This is a genomic window from Flavobacteriales bacterium (assembly GCA_021296215.1).
Taxonomy (GTDB): Bacteria; Bacteroidota; Bacteroidia; order Flavobacteriales; family ECT2AJA-044; genus ECT2AJA-044.
In genome coordinates this window covers 1-20,560 of record JAGWBA010000042.1, presented here as the reverse complement: position 1 = coordinate 20,560, position 20,560 = coordinate 1, and the positions used below count along the sequence as shown (strand labels likewise).

Annotated in this window: 20 protein-coding genes; 12 read left to right on the top strand and 8 right to left on the bottom strand. The window is 51.2% G+C overall.

The genetic code is table 11. The features are described from left to right. From J4F31_07980 to J4F31_07970, 3 genes are all read left to right on the top strand, one after another. Positions 1 to 2,212 (top strand): hypothetical protein (locus J4F31_07980; GenBank protein MCE2496498.1); only part of this gene is annotated, 2,212 nt, incomplete at its 5' end. A gap of 80 nt (positions 2,213 to 2,292) precedes the next feature. Further along, positions 2,293 to 3,324, top strand: coding sequence for a DUF3667 domain-containing protein (locus J4F31_07975; GenBank protein ID MCE2496497.1), 1,032 nt, complete (start codon positions 2,293 to 2,295; stop codon positions 3,322 to 3,324). Beyond that, positions 3,303 to 4,010 (top strand): hypothetical protein, encoded by a 708-nt coding sequence (locus tag J4F31_07970; protein MCE2496496.1) that lies wholly within the window; start codon positions 3,303 to 3,305, stop codon positions 4,008 to 4,010. Before J4F31_07975 ends, J4F31_07970 begins: the two co-directional genes overlap by 22 nt. Here the strand turns inward: J4F31_07970 and J4F31_07965 are convergent. Next, positions 3,981 to 5,351, bottom strand: a complete 1,371-nt coding sequence (locus J4F31_07965; protein ID MCE2496495.1) for an aldehyde dehydrogenase — start codon at positions 5,349 to 5,351, stop codon at positions 3,981 to 3,983. The two genes, J4F31_07970 and J4F31_07965, sit on opposite strands and share 30 nt — an antisense overlap. Positions 5,352 to 5,389: 38 nt before the next feature. On the opposite strand from J4F31_07965, the gene J4F31_07960 reads away from it, so the two are divergent. The 6 genes from J4F31_07960 to secA all read left to right on the top strand — a co-directional run bounded on the left by J4F31_07960 (position 5,390) and on the right by secA (position 13,199). After that, on the top strand, positions 5,390 to 7,264 hold the full coding sequence (locus J4F31_07960) for an ABC-F family ATP-binding cassette domain-containing protein (GenBank protein MCE2496494.1): 1,875 nt from the start codon (positions 5,390 to 5,392) through the stop codon (positions 7,262 to 7,264). Between the two features lie 2 nt (positions 7,265 to 7,266). Continuing rightward, positions 7,267 to 8,061: a class I SAM-dependent methyltransferase gene (locus J4F31_07955; protein MCE2496493.1), complete on the top strand. Its 795-nt coding sequence runs from the start codon at positions 7,267 to 7,269 to the stop codon at positions 8,059 to 8,061. Between the two features lie 26 nt (positions 8,062 to 8,087). Further along, positions 8,088 to 8,774 carry an ABC transporter ATP-binding protein gene (locus J4F31_07950; protein MCE2496492.1) on the top strand — a complete coding sequence of 229 codons (687 nt, stop codon included), beginning with the start codon at positions 8,088 to 8,090 and terminating at the stop codon, positions 8,772 to 8,774. 27 nt (positions 8,775 to 8,801) lie between these two features. After that, positions 8,802 to 9,350, top strand: coding sequence for a cob(I)yrinic acid a,c-diamide adenosyltransferase (locus tag J4F31_07945; GenBank protein ID MCE2496491.1), 549 nt, complete (start codon positions 8,802 to 8,804; stop codon positions 9,348 to 9,350). A gap of 76 nt (positions 9,351 to 9,426) precedes the next feature. After that, entirely contained in the window at positions 9,427 to 9,651 is a 225-nt protein-coding gene (locus tag J4F31_07940; GenBank protein ID MCE2496490.1) for a DUF2795 domain-containing protein, read from the top strand. A gap of 149 nt (positions 9,652 to 9,800) precedes the next feature. After that, a complete protein-coding gene (gene secA, locus J4F31_07935; GenBank protein MCE2496489.1) occupies positions 9,801 to 13,199 on the top strand; it encodes a preprotein translocase subunit SecA in 3,399 nt (1,132 codons plus the stop codon). Here the strand turns inward: secA and J4F31_07930 are convergent. From J4F31_07930 to J4F31_07920, 3 genes are all read right to left on the bottom strand, one after another. Further along, on the bottom strand, positions 13,196 to 13,513 hold the full coding sequence (locus tag J4F31_07930; GenBank protein ID MCE2496488.1) for a hypothetical protein: 318 nt from the start codon (positions 13,511 to 13,513) through the stop codon (positions 13,196 to 13,198). The genes secA and J4F31_07930 overlap by 4 nt on opposite strands. 3 nt (positions 13,514 to 13,516) lie before the next feature. Further along, on the bottom strand, positions 13,517 to 14,485 hold the full coding sequence (locus J4F31_07925; GenBank protein ID MCE2496487.1) for a sodium-dependent bicarbonate transport family permease: 969 nt from the start codon (positions 14,483 to 14,485) through the stop codon (positions 13,517 to 13,519). A gap of 75 nt (positions 14,486 to 14,560) precedes the next feature. Beyond that, on the bottom strand, positions 14,561 to 15,148 hold the full coding sequence (locus J4F31_07920) for a carbonic anhydrase (GenBank protein MCE2496486.1): 588 nt from the start codon (positions 15,146 to 15,148) through the stop codon (positions 14,561 to 14,563). Between the two features lie 27 nt (positions 15,149 to 15,175). Between J4F31_07920 and J4F31_07915 the strand changes: the two genes are divergently transcribed. Further along, positions 15,176 to 15,823: a 4'-phosphopantetheinyl transferase superfamily protein gene (locus J4F31_07915; protein ID MCE2496485.1), complete on the top strand. Its 648-nt coding sequence runs from the start codon at positions 15,176 to 15,178 to the stop codon at positions 15,821 to 15,823. A gap of 36 nt (positions 15,824 to 15,859) precedes the next feature. On the opposite strand, the gene J4F31_07910 is transcribed toward J4F31_07915, so the two are convergent. From J4F31_07910 to J4F31_07900, 3 genes are read right to left on the bottom strand one after another with little or no spacing between them, the layout of a single operon-like run. Beyond that, positions 15,860 to 16,792, bottom strand: a complete 933-nt coding sequence (locus tag J4F31_07910) for an alpha/beta hydrolase (GenBank protein ID MCE2496484.1) — start codon at positions 16,790 to 16,792, stop codon at positions 15,860 to 15,862. A gap of 37 nt (positions 16,793 to 16,829) precedes the next feature. Continuing rightward, a complete protein-coding gene (locus J4F31_07905; protein MCE2496483.1) occupies positions 16,830 to 17,672 on the bottom strand; it encodes an anti-sigma factor in 843 nt (280 codons plus the stop codon). Beyond that, the gene (locus J4F31_07900; protein MCE2496482.1) at positions 17,669 to 18,169 is read right to left on the bottom strand and encodes a sigma-70 family RNA polymerase sigma factor; all 501 of its coding nucleotides are present in this window, start codon (positions 18,167 to 18,169) and stop codon (positions 17,669 to 17,671) included. Before J4F31_07900 ends, J4F31_07905 begins: the two co-directional genes overlap by 4 nt. Positions 18,170 to 18,566: 397 nt before the next feature. On the opposite strand from J4F31_07900, the gene J4F31_07895 reads away from it, so the two are divergent. Continuing rightward, a complete protein-coding gene (locus J4F31_07895) occupies positions 18,567 to 19,187 on the top strand; it encodes a PorT family protein (protein MCE2496481.1) in 621 nt (206 codons plus the stop codon). A 467-nt stretch (positions 19,188 to 19,654) separates the two neighbouring features. Further along, a complete protein-coding gene (locus tag J4F31_07890; protein ID MCE2496480.1) occupies positions 19,655 to 19,966 on the top strand; it encodes a hypothetical protein in 312 nt (103 codons plus the stop codon). Between the two features lie 128 nt (positions 19,967 to 20,094). On the opposite strand, the gene J4F31_07885 is transcribed toward J4F31_07890, so the two are convergent. Beyond that, a complete protein-coding gene (locus tag J4F31_07885; GenBank protein MCE2496479.1) occupies positions 20,095 to 20,463 on the bottom strand; it encodes a hypothetical protein in 369 nt (122 codons plus the stop codon). Between the last annotated feature and the right edge of the window lie 97 nt (positions 20,464 to 20,560).

The window sequence follows — 20,560 nt, the reverse complement described above, 5'->3', positions numbered from 1 at the left end:
AACGATCCGACTCAAATCGGAATGCATCAACCTCAACGAAGTCGTGGTCACGGCTGACCCCAACGATAAAGAAAAGGAGAATCCGGCACACGTTATCCTGCGCAACATTTGGGACAACAAAGACCGCAATTCGCCGAAGAGACTCAACGCCTACGAGTATCAGAAATACGAGAAGATCGAATTCGACCTCAATAACATCGACGATAAATTCAAGGACAGAGCCGTTTTTAAACCTCTGAAGTTCGTGTTCGACTATGCCGATACCTCCGATGTCAATGGAAAGGTTTTTCTTCCGGTATTCATTGTTGAAACCGCCTATGACTACTACTACCGGAGCGAGCCCAAACTAGAGAAAGAGGTGATGCGGGCTTCGCAGAATGCCGGATTCGATCAAAATGCCGGGGTGCAGGAATTCATGGGGGCGCTCTATCAAGACTACAACCTCTACGACAACTACTTGCCCATCTTCGAAAAGGGATTCGTAAGTCCAATTTCGACCCTCGGTTTATTGAGCTACAAGTACTACTTGACCGATAGCGTAGAACTCAACGGAAGCACGCAATTCTTTATTCAGTTCATTCCGAAAAGGAAACAAGAACTTACCTTCAAAGGGGAAATGTGGGTCGATGAAGCCACCTGGGCGATCACCAAGATCGACATGAAGATGTCGGGGGATGCCAACGTGAATTTCGTGAACGACCTCTCCGTACGGAGGGAATATCAGTTGTATCACGATTCGATCTGGCTGCTCAAAGAAGACTACATCATCGTAGATTTTGCCTTGCAAGACAATAAGGATGCCTACGGTTTGTACGGAATCAAGACCACGGAATTCAACGACTATGTGATCAATAAGCCCAGGGCCGAAGAATTCTACCGAACGGAGGGCTTTAGCCGAGAGAAAATGATCGAGAATTCTAGTGATCCGGAGTTCTGGAAGAATACGCGGAAGAAGGAATTGTCGGAACAGGAGCAAGGGATCTACAGCATGATCGATACGCTGCAAAATACTCCGGCCTTCAACACCTACCTCGATGTCATCGCCTTCGTGCTTTCGGGCTATTGGGAAATGGAAGGATATGACCTTGGGCCGCTTTTGTCGACCTTGGCCTTTAACCCGGTCGAAGGTGTTCGGTTACGGTTCGGAGGTCGAACCTACGGAGACCGAAACGACCTCTATCGAATTTACGCACACGTCGCGTACGGTACTCGAGACGGTGTGCTTAAATACAGCCTGGGAGGTAAATGGCTATTCAAGGACCAACCGCGACTCGAGGTCGGATTGTACCACAACTACGACATCGAACAAATCGGGGCGCGCTATACCACGGCAGCTACGCGAACTGGCTCCTTCCTCAGTTCTGTGTTGGCACGTGAACCATTCGATCGCCTCAGCTTGGTCCGCGAAACAAGAGGATATTTCCGAAGCGAATACGTTAAGGATCTCGAGACCAAACTCGAATTTCGCCGACGCGATGTTTATGGTGTCGGGTCCCTTGATTTTAGTGAGATCAACGAGGAGCCCGGGCCGATCTCAACTTCCGAGATCGAGGTGAACCTCCTTTATCGTCTCGGTAAAAAGTGGTTGGGAATAGGAGTGGAACGCCTCGAAGTCTACACACCGCACCCGACCTTTATTCTGAATTACTCGTACGGTATTCCAAATCTCTTGGGGAGCGATTACGAATTTCACAAGGTCTATTTCGGTTTCACGAAACCGTTTCTGTTGCCTCCATTCGGGAAATCCATCCTGACCCTGGAAGCGGGTAAGACCTTCGGGACCTTGCCCTATCCGCTACTGGAGATCGCACCGGGTAACAACACCTACGCCTACGCGCGTTACTCGTACAACCTCATGAACTTCTTCGAGTTCTCTACCGATCAGTACGCCAGCTTCAATCTCGAACATCATTTCGTAGGCTTGTTCTTCAACAAGATCCCGCTATTTCGTCGACTCAAGTGGCGCGAGGTAGTGACGGCCCGCGGTATGATCGGCTCCCTAACTAACGAGAACATTGAGTACAACACTACGGAGGACGGCAACTCCATTCAAGCTCCGACCAAGGGTTACTACGAAGTAGGCGCCGGTGTTGAAAATATTTTTAAATTCCTGCGGGTCGATGCGATTTGGCGCTTATCGTACCTCGAAGACTCGCCGTTGGCGAATCCGAGTCCTTTTGGAATCCGAGTCGACTTAGCCGTGAGATTCTAATGGAAAACTGCGAAAATTGTGGGTCTGAATTGACAGGGTGCTATTGTGCGGCTTGTGGTGAGGACAACAAAACTCCACGGTTGACCCTCAAGTCGATCTTCAAAGAATTCTTCAGCAGCTTTCTTAGTTACGATTCGGGTTTCAACACCACCCTGCGCATGCTGTTGCTGGAACCCGGTGTGCTCATTCGCAACTACATTTCGGGCATTCGCTCGCCCTACTACCACCCCATACGCCTACTGCTGATCTTCGCGACGCTCAATGCGATCGTATTCGTGCAGTTCGACATCATGGAAGCCGTAGCATTCAAAACGCCGGATACCGAAGAGGAAAAAGTGACTTTCGAATACATGACCGAACTCATGAATAAGTACATGAACCTGATGTCGATCGGTATCATACCCTTTATCGCCATCGTCAGTCGTGTTTTCCTTCGCGAACGCAAGTACAATTTGGCCGAACACCTCTTGATCTATTCGTACCTCTACGCCTTTGTTCTGGTCATCGGAATCGCACTCACTCCATTGCAACTCCTGTTTTTTGACAATCACGTCGTCAATACCATACTCAGCATGGGTCTGGCTATAGTGTACTTGGTTTACGGACAGCTCAAGATCTTCGAACAAAGTATTTCCGTGGCGATCAAAGGCTTCTTGGCCTACATGGTTTCGATGATCATCTTCATAATCGTAGTGACCGTGGCCGTATTTTTCAAGCTGTATTACGACCTCGAGAACGACGTTGTGGTCAAGCCCGATCGCACTGAATTCCTGCATGGTTACTGGGAGCTAGAGGCAATGGAAAAAGCCGACACCCTTTCGGGTGGAAGGGTTCCTTACCGGGAAGGTGGCATGACCGGTACCCTATTGTACGATAACGCGGGGCACGTGAGTTTGCACCTCGAACCGATCAACTATTTCTACACGGGAACCTACGAACTTCTTAAAGGCGATACCATCGTTGAGCACACCCGCCTCACCCATTCCGATTCATCCGAAGTTGGGGTAACGGTGCAGCGAAAAATCTCCTTCGCCGGCGATACGCTAGTAATTCGCCCCGTTGAAGAACAAAATGCCACTCTACGCCTTAAATGGCTGAAGCGCGCAGAATAGTGGTACTACTTTCCTTTTATCGTTTCTCGAAATCGCACCGTTGGTGGGCCTTCCGGCAGATGGGTCTGGCCAAGGAACGCCTAGGTGAAGGGCCAGCACCGCAATTCGTTAAATTCTTGGGAACGGGTGCAGGTGAGGGGTTTAGCATGCGTCCGGACCTTACTACTTACGCCCATTTGACCGTTTGGAACGATGCCGATGAGGCTCGGGCCTTCCTTCGATCTCCAATGAGCCGCGATTGGCAAGCCCGTTCCGTCGCCCATGCGCACATTGACCTAAACCCTGTGAAGGTCCACGGTGAGTGGAACGGCAAGCAGCCTTTTTCGATCGCGGAAACCTACGAAAAAGGCCCGCTTGCCGTAATGACCCGCGCGCGCATTCGCGCCGCTCGACTAGTCGACTTCTGGCGGCATGTGCCGCAGGCCAGTCGCTCCCTGATCGAAAATAAAGAGGTGCTCTTCGCCAAAGGAATCGGCGAAATGCCCTGGATCGAGCAAGCCACTTTTTCGCTTTGGCCCTCCAAAGAAGCCATGCGCCGCTACGCATACGACAACGGCACACACCGCGAGGTTATCCAAAGAACTCGCCAACGCAATTGGTATTCCGAAGAGCTTTTCGCAGAATTCGTCCCGCGAGTCTTAGAGAACGACTCCTTCCTATCCGAGCAACTTTTTGATCCAGTTTAACTTTCGCCCGTAAGGCGCGTAACGCAATGGCAAATCGATCCAGGTCGGCTTCTTGGTGATCCCTTTTAGGTGACTGAAGGTATCGTAACCGAACTTGCCGTGGTAGGCCCCCATACCACTCGAACCAATTCCTCCAAACGGAAGTCGGTGATTCGCCATGTGCGTGATCACATCGTTTATCGCCGCATCACCGAAAGCCATTTCCCGAACGACCTGCCGGTGCCGCTTCGCATTTTCCGAAAAGAGGTAGAAAGCGAGCGGCCTTGATAGCTTTTCAACGTCGCGTAAGGCCTCGTCCCAATCCGAATAAGTCAACACCGGCAATACCGGGCCGAAGATCTCTTCTTGCATCACGAGATGACCCCAATTGATCTCCCGCAAGACCGTCGGACCAATAAATAACTCACTCCTGTCCAAAACACCACCATAATAAAGTATCCCGTCTTCGGTGAACTTGGCCAACCGGTCGAAATGCCCTTCGTGAATGATGCGACCGTAGTCGCTCGAAACCTTTGGATCGTCGCCATACTGACGAACGATCTCTCTGGTCAGTGCCTCGAGCAACTCTTCTTCTCGACTTTCATGAACCAACAAGTAATCGGGGGCTACACAGGTCTGACCGGCGTTCATGAACTTGCCCCACACAATTCGCCGAGCCGCAGTTTTGATCTTGGCTGTTTCGTCGATCACGGCCGGACTCTTACCTCCCAGCTCCAAGGTTACCGGAGTTAAATGTTCCGACGCAGCCTGCATGACGACCTTTCCCACTTCAGTGCTGCCGGTAAAAAAGATGTAATCGAACGGGAGCTCCAAAAGCACTTGCTTTTCCGGAACCCCACCTTCGATCACGGCGACGTATTCGCTCTTGAAGTGCTCGTCGATGATCTCATGCATTAACTTGCTCGTGGCAGGTGCGTGTTCCGAAGGAGAGATGATCGCTGTATTCCCGGCCGCCAAGGCACTCACCAAAGGCATCAAGGCCAATTGAATGGGGTAGTTCCAGGGAGCCATGATCAACGTTACTCCATACGGACTCGCAAAGGTGTAGTTGGTCGAAGGAAAATTCCCCAAGGTATCCGGTACTCTTTCGGGGGCCGACCAGCTGTTCAGATTCTTCAACATCAACTTGATGTCCGTTTTGATGAGCATGAGCTCGTGCACCCACCCCTCAAAAGCACACTTGCCCAGGTCCGACTCCAGCACCTTCAAAATGTCCTTTTCGCGATGGTCGATCGCAAAGGCCAAACGACGCAATTGCTCCTTGCGAAACTTAATATCCAAGGTGTGGCGCGATGCGAAATATCGCTTTTGGCCGTCGAATATTTGTCGAATCGTTTCCATGTGCTCAAGATAAGACAATAGCGCTACCTTTGTTCGCGATGAACTACTTGAGCGTCGAAAATTTTACTAAATCGTTCGGGGAGCGGGTGCTCTTCGAAGATGTGAGTTTTGGTATAGATCAAGGTCAAAAAGTGGCCTTCGTCGCCAAGAATGGAACGGGTAAATCGTCTTTGTTGAAGATCCTTGCCGGACAAGAAGCACCGGATTCCGGAAACGTAACCTTTAGGAAAGGGATCGCGGTCGGATTCCTCGATCAAGACCCCAATTTGCCCGAGGACAAGCACATCATCGATGCTATGTTCGATGGCGACGACCCCATTATGGTCGCCATTCGGCGCTATGAGCGGAGTCTCGAGCACCCCGAAGATGCAGAGGAAATGCAAGGCGCATTCGACGAAATGGAGAAGCTGCAGGCATGGGATGCCGAAGTGCGGGTCAAACAGATCCTGGGGAAGCTCAACCTCGACCAAATCGATCGGCCGATCGGGTCGCTCTCAGGCGGACAAAAAAAACGGGTGGCTTTGGCCAAGTTGCTCATTCAGCAGCCCGATCTCATTATCCTAGATGAGCCTACGAACCACCTCGATATCGAAATGATCGAATGGCTCGAGGAATTTCTCGGCCGACCGGAGGTTACCTTGTTCATGGTGACGCACGACCGCTACTTCCTCGATTCGCTCTGTGATATTATCATAGAGCTCAATCAGGGTCAGATATTCAAGTATCAAGGCGATTACGCTTACTACCTGGCCAAGAAGAACGAACGGTACGAGATCGAAACAGCCAACATCGATAAAGCGAAGAACCTATATCGCAAGGAGCTCGACTGGATGCGTCGGCAGCCCAAAGCGAGAGGTACCAAGAGCAAGGCTCGAATCGACGCGTTCTACGATGTAAAAAAAGAAGCCCATAAGCGTCAAAGAGATGAGCAGGTCGAGATGGAGATCAAAATGCAGCGCATGGGTGCCAAGATCGTTGAGCTGCACAACGTCAAAATGAGCTACGGCGAACTGCCGATCTTGAACGGATTCAATTATACCTTCAAGCGTAAAGATCGCATTGGGATCGTGGGCCGAAACGGTACTGGTAAAACCACTTTCCTAAAGCTCCTCACGGGACAAATTGCACCCAAAGGCGGTAAGATCGTCATTGGAGATACGGTTCAATTTGGCTACTACGATCAAGAGGGCATCGAACTCAAAGAAGATCAGCGCGTAATCGATGTGGTGAAGGATATCGCCGAGGTGATCCCGCTGACCAAAGGGCTTAAGCTCACCGCGGCCCAGCTACTCGAGCGATTCTTGTTCTCCCGCGACGACCAATGGACCTACGTATCAAAACTCAGTGGAGGAGAACGCCGCAGGTTGTACTTGCTAACCATCTTGATGGCCAATCCGAATTTCTTGATTCTCGATGAGCCGACCAACGATCTCGACCTCATAACCTTAACCGTGCTCGAAGACTTTCTTCAGGAGTTCGAAGGAGTAATTGTCGTAGTGAGTCACGACCGCTATTTTATGAACAAGCTCGTCGATCAACTCTTCGTGTTCGAAGGCGGTGGCGAGGTCAAGGACCTGAATGGCAATTACGGCGACTTCAGGGTCTACATGGCCGAAAAAGAGCGGCGCGAAAGAGCGGAAAAGTTAGCCCGCGAAGCTGCTGCCAAGGCCGATTCGGTCAACGAGAAACCCAAGGAGAAAAAGAAACTCAGCTACATGGAGCAGCACGAGTACGATGGTCTCGAAGACGAGATCGAAAAACTCGAAAACCGCAAAGCCGGGATACATGAGGCTTTTGCATCGGGAACCCTACCCGGTGATGAGATGGAAAAACTGAGTATTGAGTTGGGCGAAATACAGCATCAAATCGAATCGAAGACCGACCGCTGGCTCGAACTCTCCGAACTCTCCTGACCATGAATACCCGAATGGCCAAAGCCTACGTGCGACACATGCTGACAGCGCGTAACGCACATGCCCTGCACTCGCCATTCCTGTTCAAACTCTATAACGAGGCCATTCGCCACCGCGCTACTCCAGAAATTATGGGGCTTCTGCGCCTACGGCGCGATGTACAGCGCGACGGCCGAACCATCACCATGGAGGACTTTGGTGCCGGCTCCAGGGCAGGTATGGACACCGTGCGCACGGTGAAGTCCATCGCCAGTAACTCAGGTGTTCCATCTCGATACGGCGCTGTGCTCTATCGCTGGGCGCGCTTTACCGAAGCACAGAACATCCTCGAACTGGGTACCTCGGTCGGACTCGGCACCGCGTTTTTGGCCACGGCCGTGCGCGATAACCCTACAGGAGCAAAGGTCGCATCGATCGACGCGAGTAGGGCAACGCAGGAGATCGCTCGAGAGTACCTGGAAAAGCTGAGCCTGACTGAATATGTTGAACTTCTGACCGGCACCTTTGATGACATGCTCCCCGAGCATCTGGCCGCAGGCCGAAAATACGACCTCGTTTACATACATGGCGACCATCGGTACCGTTCAACCTTGCGGTATTTTGAGTGGTTATTGCCGCATTTGCACGAAGAAAGTGTTGTTGTGCTCGACGAAATTCACTCGTCGCGGCCAATGGAGCGGGCATGGGACCAACTTTGCCAGCACCATGCGGTGCGCCAATCGATCGACTTCTATCGTTTCGGACTTTTATTTTTTAGGCCCAACCAGTTGTCCGAACATTTTCGGTTGCGACTTTAGGCATTTTGGTTAAGTTTGATTCTCCGATGTCAACAGTAATTGAACTCGACAATATTATCCGCAATTTCCGCGTAGGAACCGAAGAGGTAAAGGTTTTGCGCGGAATCTCCCTCACGATCGAAAAAGGAGAGTACGTGGCATTGATGGGGCCTTCGGGATCCGGAAAGTCGACGTTAATGAACCTTTTGGGGTGCTTGGACACGCCCACCGACGGCAAATATGTGTTGAACGGAACCGATGTAAGCGGCTTAACCGACAACGAGTTAGCGGAGATTAGAAACAAGGAGATCGGCTTCGTTTTTCAGACCTTTAACTTGCTCCCTAGGTCCACGGCACTTGACAATGTGGCTCTCCCGCTGGTGTACGCCGGTCAATCGTCTGAAGACCGGACCAAACGTGCCGAGGAGGTGCTGGGAATGGTTGGGTTGAGCGATCGTATGACCCACCGCCCAAACCAGTTGTCCGGAGGCCAATCTCAGCGTGTAGCTGTTGCGCGCGCTTTGGTGAATCACCCGTCGTTGATCTTGGCCGATGAGCCAACCGGGAACCTGGATTCCAAGACCTCAGTGGAGATTATGGCGCTAATGGACGAGATCCACGAGAATGGTAATACGTTGGTGGTAGTGACCCACGAAGAGGATATTGCGCAGCACGGACACCGAATTATTCGCTTGATCGATGGTCAGGTCGCCTCGGATGAACGTACACGCTGATTTCGCGTTCGCCTATAAAATTAAGACATGAAGATCTACACGAAAAAAGGGGACGGAGGTTCCACGGCACTCATTGGGGGCACCCGGGTTCCTAAGCACAGTCTGCGGATCGAGTCGTACGGAACGGTCGATGAGCTTAACTCGTACCTCGGTTTGGTGCGCGATGTCGCGGCCTTAGATACCGTTACCGAGCAAGTGGTTCAGATACAGGATCGCCTTTTTGTAATTGGCTCTTCGTTGGCCGCCGACCCGGAAGAATCGAAGATGGTCTTGCCCGATTTGCTCGATTCGGACATAGAGCTCTTGGAGTCTTGGATGGATGCGATGGATGAGATACTGCCCGAACTCAAAGCATTTATTTTACCCGGTGGCCACCCTGCGGTGAGTCATTGTCACGTGGCACGGACCGTGTGTCGACGGGCCGAACGGATCGTTTCGGAATTGCGGTCGAGAAGCTTTGTTGAGCCAAAGGTCGGAACCTATTTGAATCGACTTTCCGACTACCTGTTCGTATTGGCTCGATTCCTGGGTCAAGAGCTCGGCGCAGTCGAAACGCCTTGGACTCCAAGAAAATAAGTGAAGGAGAGCGCGAAGAAAAATAACTTGCGCATGTGGAATAAAAAATTACATTTGCAAAAAATTTGAAAGGACCATGTATTGGACGTTGGAATTGGCTTCTTATTTGAGTGATGCGCCGTGGCCGGCGAGCAAGGACGAGCTCATCGACTACGCGATCCGAACCGGAGCACCGCTCGAGGTTGTAGAGAACCTACAAGCCATTGAGGATGCCGATGGAGAGATCTACGAATCCATCGAAGAGATTTGGCCCGACTACCCATCCGATGAGGATTTCCTCTGGAACGAGGACGAGTACTAAGACACTTCCCGCTATCGGCGGGATTTTTTTTGCCCTTTTGTGCCGATTTGGCATAGCCGTAGAATTTGGACGGGTTTTTGTCCGGTGGTTCCATGCGCAGCAAGGCGCAAATGGCTATTTTTGTTTCCCTTGATTAGTGAACGAAGGATATGAGTTTTCTGAATAAAGCATTAAAATCGGTCTTTGGCAGTAAGGCCAATCGCGACTTAAAAGAGTTACAGCCATACATTGACCAAGTCAATGAAGCGGCACAAGGGCTCGACCAACTGTCGAACGACGAACTACGGGCCAAGACCCAGGAATTTCGCGACCGAATAAAAGCTGCCGAGGCCGACCGGCAATCTGAGATCGCCGAAACCAAGAAGCGGATCGAAAGTGAAGAGGTGGAGGTCGACGAAAAAGAAGAGCTGTATAAGCATATCGACGCCCTCGAGGTTCAAACTCTTGAAGAAGTAGAAAAAGTTCTGAACGAGATCCTGCCCGAGGCCTTTGCCGTGATGCGCGAAACGGCCAAGCGATTCAAAGACAACGATCAGATCGTAGTTACGGCTAGCGATTTTGATATCGAATTAGCCCACCGTCGGGAGAACGTGACCATTGAAGGAGATAAGGCCATTTGGGCCAATAATTGGATGGCTGCGGGGAACCGAATCACCTGGGACATGGTGCATTACGATGTTCAGTTGATCGGTGGTACCGTACTTCACCAAGGAAAGATCGCGGAGATGGCTACGGGAGAAGGTAAGACCCTCGTAGCGACCTTGCCCGTATTCTTGAACGCGCTTACGGGTCGGGGTGTGCACTTGGTGACCGTGAACGACTACTTGGCCAAACGGGATAGCGAATGGATGGGACCGATCTTCGAATTCCACGGACTATCGGTCGATTGCATCGACAAGCACAAGCCAAATTCGATCGAGCGAAGAAAAGCCTACAAAGCGGATATCACCTACGGTACCAACAACGAATTCGGTTTCGATTACCTACGTGACAATATGGCGCGCAGCCCAGAGGACTTGGTTCAGCGCAAGCACCACTACGCTATTGTCGATGAGGTCGATTCTGTTTTGATCGATGATGCACGGACTCCGTTGATCATTTCCGGTCCGGTACCAAAAGGCAGCGACCAGCAGAAATTCGTCGACATGAAGCCCAAGGTGGAGCAGTTGGTGAATGCACAGCGGAAATTGATGACTCAGACCTTGAGTGAGGCTAAGAAGTTACTTGCCGAAGGTGAGACCAAGGAAGGTGGATTCAAGCTCTTACAGGTATATCGAGGACTGCCAAAGAGTAAGCCCCTGATCAAATTCTTGAGTGAGGAGGGTATTCGCGCTCAACTTCAAAAGACCGAGAATTTCTACATGCAAGATCAGAGCAAGGAAATGCACAAGGTCGATGCCGATCTTTTCTTTGTGATCGACGAAAAGCAAAACAGCATAGAGCTCACAGAAAAAGGGATCGATTTGATCTCGGGTGAAGATGAGCGCGACTTCTTCGTGATGCCGGACATCGGAATGATGATGGTGGAGATCGAGAAAATGGAAGGGAGCGATCAGGAGAAAGCCGCTAAGAAAGATGAGCTCCTTCGCGACTACTCCGTAAAAAGCGAGCGCATCCATACCTTGAACCAATTGCTCAAGGCATACACTCTCTTCGAAAAGGATGTGGAGTACGTGATCATGGACAGCAAGGTCAAGATCGTAGACGAGCAAACAGGACGTACCATGGAAGGCCGTCGTTATTCGGACGGACTCCACCAAGCGATCGAGTCGAAAGAAAACGTGAAGATTGAGGCAGCGACCCAGACCTTTGCGACGATCACGTTGCAGAATTACTTCCGTATGTATGAGAAACTGAGCGGTATGACAGGTACCGCCGAGACGGAAGCAGGGGAATTCTGGGGCATTTACGAATTGGACTTGGTCGTGATCCCGACCAACCGCCCCATCGCACGTGACGATAGACAAGATTTGGTCTTTAAAACGACCCGCGAAAAATTCAACGCCGTGGCTGATGAGATCGTGAAGCTTCGCGAAGCAGGCCGTCCGATACTCGTGGGTACCACGAACGTGGAGATCTCCGAGATCTTGAGCCGTATGCTCAAGATGCGCAAGGTGCCACACAACGTCTTGAACGCGAAACTGCACAAGAAAGAGGCCGATATCGTGGCGGAGGCAGGGCAACCCGGAACGGTGACTATTGCGACGAACATGGCCGGTCGTGGTACGGATATCAAGCTCGCCAAGGAGGTGAAAGAGACCGGAGGCTTGGCCATTATCGGTACCGAACGACACGATAGCCGACGGGTCGACAGACAGCTTCGAGGTCGTGCCGGGCGTCAGGGAGATCCCGGTAGCTCTCAGTTTTACGTATCACTTGAAGATAACTTGATGCGCCTGTTCGGTTCTGAGCGTATCGCCAAGTTGATGGACCGCATGGGTCTAGAAGAAGGCGAGGTGATTCAGCACTCGATGATCAGCAAGTCCATAGAAAGAGCTCAAAAGAAAGTTGAGGAGAACAACTTTGGTATTCGTAAGCGCTTGCTCGAATACGATGATGTTATGAATTCTCAGCGTGAGGTCGTTTACAAGCGACGTAAGCACGCATTGTTCGGCGATCGCTTGAGTGTTGATCTCGCGAACATGATGTACGATACCCTCGATGGATTGGTAGAATTGTATCAACAGGACAAGGACTTTGAAGGCTTTAAGCTCGATATGATCCGATTCTTCAGTATGGAATCGCCGGTCGATGAAAAGACCTTCATGCAATCGAATCACGATCAACTCGTCACGCAGGTCTACGAGGCTGCGCGCAAGCAATACAAGGATCGCATGATCCACGTTGCCAATATGGCCTGGCCGGTGATCAAGGACGTTTACGAAAACCAGAAAGGCCAATACGAGAACATCGTAGCGCCATTCAGCGACGGATCGCGCATGTTGCAGGCCGTCGTAAACCTCGAAGAGGCTTATCAGTCGGGCGGTAGAGCTCTTATTGCGGCCTTCGAGAAGAACATCACCTTGGCCATGATCGACGAGCAGTGGAAAGATCACCTTCGCGAGATGGACGATTTGAAACAGTCTGTGCAGGCCGCGACCTACGAGCAAAAAGACCCGTTGTTGATCTATAAATTCGAGTCGTTTGAGCTGTTCAAGCAAATGCTCAACAGCACCAATCAAGAGATCGTAGGCTTCTTGTTAAAGGGTGAACTTCCAACGCAGAATCCGCAGGAAGTACAGGCCGCGAGGCAACAGCGTCAAGACATGAGCAAGCTCCAAACGAGTAGAGCCGGTGATCCCGCCGCAGGCGGAAACCCACCCCAATCAGTGGAACAGGCTGGGCCTCGTCAGGTAGGAGGTGGGCAAGCACCGCCGCCGATGCCGCGCAGGCAGCGAGTTACGGAGCCCATCGTTCGCGAGGAGCGCAAGATCGGTCGCAACGATAAGGTGACCATTAAGCACCGTATGTCGGGCGAGACCAAGACCGTGAAGTACAAGGTTGCCAAGCCGATGCTCGATCAAGAAGAGTGGATGCTGATCGATTAATCCTCTTCTTCGAGAAGGGTTTTTTTCAGCATCTTCGATTCGGAGATGAGGCAAAGGCCACCGTATTTTGAAATTACGGGCCTAAAGGCTTCGACGATGGTTTCGGTACGATCGGGGTCGCAAGCGATTAATACGTACCAATTGCGTCCGATATCGACCGGAAGATCTCCTTCCTTGAAGCCGGAAGATCCTTTACCGATGACTTCTCGAATGACGCTGTATCCTTCAATGCCCCACTCGTCGAGTTTGGCAAGCAGGCGGTGTTGCGCGTAGGCACTCGGAATAATTAGTTCTATTCTGTCGACGATCTTCATAGCTTACCAAATTAGTTGAATCAAGTAGAAATACAACGGAATCCCCAAGGTGATGTTGAACGGGAAGGTGATGGTGAGGGACATAGGTACGTATAGACTGGCGTTGGCTTGAGGTACAGCAATGCGCATGGCGGCCGGTACAGCGATGTAACTGGCCGAGCCACAGAGTAAGGTGAACAAGAGGGCATTGCCCGCCGACAAGTTGAGTAAGTAGGCTACGCCTAATCCTAGTGTGCCGGCGAATAGGGCGAAGCCAATACCGAAGCTCACGGCGATGCGGGCGGTCTTTCGCAGGATCTTGATCCTACGTGCTGAGGCCAGTCCCATATCGAGTAAAAAGAAACAGAGCATTCCTTTGAACAGGTCTTTAGTAAAGGGCTGAAGTGCCGCTTCGTATTCTACATCGGCCACATAGCCGATCAGCAGTGAACCGAGGATCAGAACTACCGATCCGTTGAGGAATGCATCCTGGAGTAGGTGTTTCCACTCTACTTGCTCTTTGTTTTTCGTTCGTCCGTACTTGCTCGCCAGATATACCCCAACGATAATGGCCGGACTCTCCATCAAGGCCATTGCGGCGACCATATACCCGTCGTAGTTTTCGCCCAGCTTTTCGAGAAATGCCACCGCAGTAATGAAGGTAACCGCGCTGATGGAGCCGTAGGTGGCTGCCAGTGCCGCAGCGTTATACACCCCTAGTGCTCGTCTTAAAAGGAAGAACGCAATGAATGGCGTAAGGGTGGCCATGAGCACGGCGGCCCCGAGAGTGCCAAACACTTCGAATCCGCCCGTAGAATGCTGCAAGGCAAATCCGCCCTTGAGCCCGATCGCCATCAATAGGTACAGCGAAAATAGCTTGCCTAAGGTCGATGGAATCTCCAGATCGGACCGCATAAGAAAAGACCCTATTCCCAAAAAGTAAAAGAGAATAGGGGGTGATAAGAAGTTATGGAGGACGAGGGAAAGATCCATGCCAGTCGTTGAGCCGGCAAGGTTAATAGCATTGCTATTGAATATGCAAATCTTCCCTAGAAAAAGTAATATGACCTAGTCCATGAACTCTACGGTTCCGTCGCTGAGTTTGTAGTATGCCGGGACTACCTGCACTTGTCCATCGCGGTGTTTCGGGCGGATATACGGATCGCTATCTTGAATATTTCGGGCGACCATTTTCGCATTGATCTTGATCGCATTGGTGAGTACATCGCCCTCCATTTCTTGAGCAGCTAATACTGCCGGTCGAATCTGGTGGACCAACGCGTTGATGTGTCCGCCCGGGAGGTCTATTTCCAGCGAAGCACCCACGGCTCCGCAGCTTTCGTGTCCCATCACCACCACCAAGTTAACCCCGAGGTGGGCAACCGCGTATTCGATGGTTCCGATGACCTTATCCTTGGCGACATTTCCGGCCACGCGGATAACGAAAAGGTCGCCCAGCCCCTGATCGAATACGATTTCCGGGGCTACTCGACTATCGGAACACGTGACGATAACGGCGTAGGGCTCTTGTTTATCGACCAACGAAAAACGCCATTGCATATCTTCGTGGGGGTGGGTCAATTGGTTTTCAACGAATCTTCGGTTCCCGTCTATTAGTTTCTCCATGGCCTCTTGGGCCGATAGGTTCTCGCTCATATCGTACTTTTGAATTAAATTTTCCGCGTGACTCCCATTCAGGTTCGTTACTTCAAGCACAACTACCGCTGGCAACACAGCAGCGAGAACCAATATTTGAACCTCCTGCCCGAATCGCAGCTACGCGAGGTACGACAATTTAAACACTCTAAATGGTTTTTCAATGCCTTGGCCGGAAAGCTTTTGTTGCGAAATGCTTTAATCGAAGCCGGTGAGCCTCTGGAGAAATTCGGGGAGATCCGCACCGGTGAGCACGGAAAACCCTTCCACCCCAACCTGTTCGAATTCAACGTAACGCATACCGACAAGCTCGTGGCGATTGCTTGGTCGTACGACCTAGCGGTCGGATTAGATTCTGAGCGGCTTCGGTCCAAGGACCCGTACTTGTTCACCAAACAGTTCAATCAAACGGAAATGGACGGCTTTCGAAATAGCGATGATCCGGTTCGCTCATTTTTTCGCCGTTGGACCCAAAAAGAGGCGATCGTGAAGGAGATCGGCGACGGCCTCACTTTGCCCTTACGCGAGATCGAGGAACAGGCTCCCGGAGAATTTCACTTCCGCGAACACTCCTGGACCACCATACCTATCGAGGTGCACAGCGCCGAGCACTTTGTTCACCTGGCCGTTCGAGGTACGCATCGCGCCGTTGAGGCGCAGCGTATTTTCTTTTAAAATCAGGAGCCCGCGGCCCGTTCTCTTAGTATGCGCCTACGGCGCGATGGCCATTTGGTGCCACGGCTGAAACTGTGCGACCGTGCGTACGGGCACCTCTTCCATGGGTAAGTGGCCTGCGTTCGGAATGGCCTTAAAGGTGGCGTTGGGCATGGCGTTGAACCACGCGCGTGCGTCCGATTCTGGAAACCACGGGTCCTCCGTACCCCAAAGGAATAGGGTGGGGCAGGTGATCGAAGTAACCGTTTCGGGGGTCCAATCGGGATAATCTTCGAGTAGGCGATCGCGCAAGGCATCTCGATTGCCCGGAAAAAGGAGCAGCTCATAATGGCGATCGATCAAATCTTGGGATACGAGCGAGTCATTGGCGTATACATTGTGGAGCGTGCGCTCGATCAGGAATTTTGGGGTGCAATGGCTAATGAGCGATCCGGCCGGACCTTTGGCGAGGTCGAAGATGTTCCACGAGCTTTCGGTCTTGGGCCATCCGCTGGCATTCACCAACACGAGGCCTGATACTACTTCCGGATGGTCGCTCGCGTAGTAGCCGGCCAGCCGCCCGCCAAATGAATTTCCAACGACGGTCCAGCGGTCGATGTCCAAGGCCTTTCGAAGATCCTCAAAGAGCGTGAGGTACATTTCGCGCGAGTAGTCGCCTTGCGGTTGAGGGCCACTGAGTCCGAACCCGGGCAAATCCAAGCGCACCACGCGGTAGGGGCCCGCCAACATTTGGTTCCACCCGTCCCAGGTATGCAAACTCGAGCCGGTGCCATGAATGAGGAGAATGGCCTGCCCTGTGCCGGCATCCGTGAAGTGAATGTTTTGTCCGCCCGTCATCATCCAGCCAGAATTCGGCGTGGTATATTTCATCATGAGCTCTACGGCGGGCAAATCCGACCGCCAGGTGAGCCCAGTGATAGAGGCGATGAGTAAAATGACTCCGAGGATGACCCAAAGGGTGCGCTTCATGCCTTGAAGGTCGCAAAAAAAAGAGAGGTAGGAATGGTTAGACCGCTCCGAGTACGTACATCTGCTCCAGCGCAGGCTCGGGTCGGCCTCCGCGTGGTTCTAGGGTAACGGCAAAGGCAACTGCTCCGGTGATGGATTTCATCTCGAACCACTCTTGGCCTTCGGGTAGGTCGAATACACCGAGATCGGTAGGCGTACCGTCTACGATGGCCCATAGTTGATACTGTTGATCTTCAGTGGGCTTGGGCAGTTCGCGGACATCGAGCAGCACTTGCTCGGAGGTCGGATTCCAATAGATCATGGCCAATGAGGTTGGACTCTTTTCAACGCCTTTCATTGGAATACGATGGTAGGAGGTATCCGCTAAAACGGCCAATCGCTCTTGTTGCGTGAGTGCCTGATCGCGAATTTCGTTGAGTTCGCCGCTGATTTGATCTAGGTCGCGTTTGAGCTCAGCGTTGTAATCACGCAAGGTATAATTGGCGAAGAACATTCCGAGTGCGATCACCGCGGCGGCGACCCATCCAAGGGGCCAGCGCTTAACAGGATCTTCCTTGGCATTCATTTGAATGATGGAAGCGTCAGCATCAGCTTCTACGTCAGCATCAGCACTCGCGACAGTGTTGGCATCGGCGTCGGCGCGTTCTTCTGCAGCGGCTTGTGCCACGGCATCGAGTATGGAAGCTTTGAGTACCGGTGGCGGACTCTTAGATTCGAGCCGGGCCAACTGCTCCACATCGTCTTGCGCGGCATGCAGTGCCTCGGCCAGCTGCGGGTAGATCGACGTAAGGCACTCGACCTCGCGGCGTTCTTCATCGCTAACGGCACCCAAGGCATAGGCCTCTAAAATTCCGGACGATATGTATTCTTCTATATTCACTGTCGTACGCCAAATATGGCTCTTAATTCTTTCATTCCTTTCCGCATTCGCGTTTTGACCGTTCCCAAGGGGAGGTCTAAATTCTCTGAGATCTCCTTTTGTGTAAAGCCACCGAAGTAGGCCAGTTCGATCAAATTTCGCAAATCGGGTTCGAGTTGAGCCACCTTTTCACGCAGATCGAGTGTGTCGGTATTCTGCGTTATTTGATTGCCCGCTTCTGAACTATATACGTTCTCGCTGAGATCGTGGATTTCGTTCCTCCGTTTTTTTGACCTCAGATGATCGATAGTGCCGTTGCGGCAAATGTTCATCATCCAAGTGAAAAGCGATCCGTGCTTGGGGTCGTACTTGGCCCCGTATTTCCAGATCTTCACAAAACCCTCTTGCAGAAGATCGGCCGCTAAGGCTTCATCGTGCACCATCTTACACATTAAGCCGTACAGGTTTCCGCTGAAAGCATCGTATAGCTCCGCCACCACGGATTCGTCGCGGTTCACGAGCCTTTCGGCCTAGGCCTTCATTTGTTCAACTTGCGGGTTGGTCATCACACGGAAGATAGTGTTTTCTATCCGCCCGCGAGGGCGCGGTCATTATATATACGCAAAAAGTGGGTAAAAGGATTTTTTCGTATTCGAGAAATCCAAATTTACAAAGTGCGCGTATGTATGTCGCTAACGGACTCAAACGATGTGATCGACCGCAATGAAAGCCGGATGCGGAAAAAAATGATAGCGCAGCCCATATTGACATAGGGCGCCAACGCGATACGGGTTTGGTTGGTTCGACCGCAAAGTTCAGCGCGGTCAATGAGGGGTCGGCCTTTAGGGGTCGGCCCTTCTGCTTTTTAATGGGTGCAATCGATTTTTTCGACCTTAGAGGGGTAATTTCACGATCATGAAAAAAGTTTTACTCTCCCTTTTCGTCGTATTGGTTTGTACTACGGCCTACGGCCAGATTTGGCAGTTTGGTGCGCGCACCGGAGCGGGGCGGTCCGATTTTAGGATCAGCGCCGATTTAACGGCACCCGGACTCGGTGTAATCGAAGCGCGCCCGGGAGAACCTCAAACATCGTTTCACCTCGGAGCGTATACGCGGGTAAAGGTATTGGGTCTTTATGTCCAGCCCGAGCTGTTGTATACTGGATTCAAAGGTGAAATGGAGTTCTTTAACACCGTTTCTGGCGACGATAAAGAGGTAGAGATCGATATCAATCGGATCGATATACCTGTGATGATCGGAATTAAATTGGGCCCGGTCCGATTGAACGCAGGTCCGTCTTTCAATATGCTTTTGCCGAGCAAGGATGACGCGGACGGAGCCGAGATCATTGTTTCCTCGTCGAGTTTCGGTTATCAATACGGTATCGGATTGGATATCGGTGATTTCTTGATCGACCTCAAGGCCGAAGGCTCTTGGAGCAATGAGATCGAATCGATCACAGACGGCACATCGAACTACGACCTCAACGGTTCTATGCATAAAGTGCTGCTCAGTATTGGATACAGGATATTGTAAGAGTGATTTTCCGGGTTGGGTTTATCTTATTGGTTCTCAGCTTATCGGCCAGCGCTGTTCAAGCGCAAGAATTGGTTGAAAGGCGCGATTCTGTTGCGCCTCCATTGTATCGCCCAAATGTTATAAAATTCAATCCGACCTCAAACCTTATTTGGGATGTCCAGAGTGCGGTATTCAGCTACGAAAGAGTTGTCAAAGAACACCAAAGTTGGGGGGTGACCTTTGGGCATCTCCGTATGACGGGTTTTTTGCAGGAACGTTCTCAGGATACCGCTCTGATTAGTCTTGAACATAAGAAGGCATTCGGCTACTCCTTCTTATTTGATTATCGGTTCTATTTGAAATCTGAGAACCCGGGCTTTGCCCCACACGGACTGTTTGTAGCCCCATACCTGGCTCATCACCACCATTGGTAGGATAACTATACACATGTCGAATACGATAATGGGCTCAAAGCCGAAGCAGATGTGGCTTCTGAACTCCTCACCTTGGGTGTAGGAGCCCAACTCGGTTATCAGTTCAGCTTTTTCGATGATCGTTTCATGCTCGATTTGATCATGTTTGCTCCGTCGATCACGTTTTACGAGTTCGTTATGGATGTGAAGGGAGATTCTAACTTCGATGTTGCGGAGTATTACCCCGAGCTCGCGGAATTTCTTACAGAGCAATTCGACTGGATCAAGACCATACAAAACGAGGAAGTTCTAGAGTTCAAAGGCCATACCAGTGCCGTGAAAGGTGGGGCGCGACTCGTGATCCAGTTGGGGTATAGGTTCTAATAGTTCTTAGTTCTTAGGTCTTAGTGTTGAGTTTTTTGTTGGCGATGGGCAGTGAGCAGTGGGCTATGAGCCAAAGGCCATGAACTCCTTACCTCAATTCAGGCAATTAAGAATTAAGCTTTAAAAATTCAGAATTTAAAATCGTACCCCTTCAACGTCATTCGCTGATAGTGGCTTTCGTCGAAGCAGTAGAGTTGGGAAGGCTTTTTGTTCCCGGGGGCGGCAATGACCTTTTTGTCGACAGGCAACAGGAGCTCTGAGCGAGTGAATTTTTTCTGGAAATTCCTCTTATCTAGATCGCGTTGTAATACGTCTTCGTACAGCAAACGGATCTCTTTCAAGGTAAATTCTTTCGGCAGCAGATAAAACCCAAGGGGGCGATGACGAACCCGACGCTTTAGTCGCTCCAGACTAAAGTCAATGATCTCGCTGTGGTCAAAAGCCATTTCCGGAATATCGCCTTTGGTTACCCAACGAAGAACTGAGCTAAAATCCAACTCCTAAATCGCTTTATTATACGTAATTGGATTTATTGATTTGTAAGCGGGATCGTACGGTATTCCACTTTTTGAAATTGCTATGATTTGTTTCAAT

Bases quoted from the DNA above. Each gene is read 5' to 3' on its own strand.
- J4F31_07965 (MCE2496495.1), bottom strand. From the start codon at position 5,351: ATGGAAACGATTCGACAAATATTCGACGGCCAAAAGCGATATTTCGCA.
- J4F31_07945 (MCE2496491.1), top strand. From the start codon at position 8,802: ATGAAGATCTACACGAAAAAAGGGGACGGAGGTTCCACGGCACTCATT.
- J4F31_07960 (MCE2496494.1), top strand. From the start codon at position 5,390: ATGAACTACTTGAGCGTCGAAAATTTTACTAAATCGTTCGGGGAGCGG.
- J4F31_07910 (MCE2496484.1), bottom strand. From the start codon at position 16,792: ATGAAGCGCACCCTTTGGGTCATCCTCGGAGTCATTTTACTCATCGCC.
- secA (MCE2496489.1), top strand. From the start codon at position 9,801: ATGAGTTTTCTGAATAAAGCATTAAAATCGGTCTTTGGCAGTAAGGCC.
- J4F31_07920 (MCE2496486.1), bottom strand. From the start codon at position 15,148: ATGAGCGAGAACCTATCGGCCCAAGAGGCCATGGAGAAACTAATAGAC.
- J4F31_07925 (MCE2496487.1), bottom strand. From the start codon at position 14,485: ATGGATCTTTCCCTCGTCCTCCATAACTTCTTATCACCCCCTATTCTC.
- J4F31_07955 (MCE2496493.1), top strand. From the start codon at position 7,267: ATGAATACCCGAATGGCCAAAGCCTACGTGCGACACATGCTGACAGCG.
- J4F31_07970 (MCE2496496.1), top strand. From the start codon at position 3,303: ATGGCTGAAGCGCGCAGAATAGTGGTACTACTTTCCTTTTATCGTTTC.
- J4F31_07895 (MCE2496481.1), top strand. From the start codon at position 18,567: ATGAAAAAAGTTTTACTCTCCCTTTTCGTCGTATTGGTTTGTACTACG.
- J4F31_07930 (MCE2496488.1), bottom strand. From the start codon at position 13,513: ATGAAGATCGTCGACAGAATAGAACTAATTATTCCGAGTGCCTACGCG.
- J4F31_07950 (MCE2496492.1), top strand. From the start codon at position 8,088: ATGTCAACAGTAATTGAACTCGACAATATTATCCGCAATTTCCGCGTA.
- J4F31_07940 (MCE2496490.1), top strand. From the start codon at position 9,427: ATGTATTGGACGTTGGAATTGGCTTCTTATTTGAGTGATGCGCCGTGG.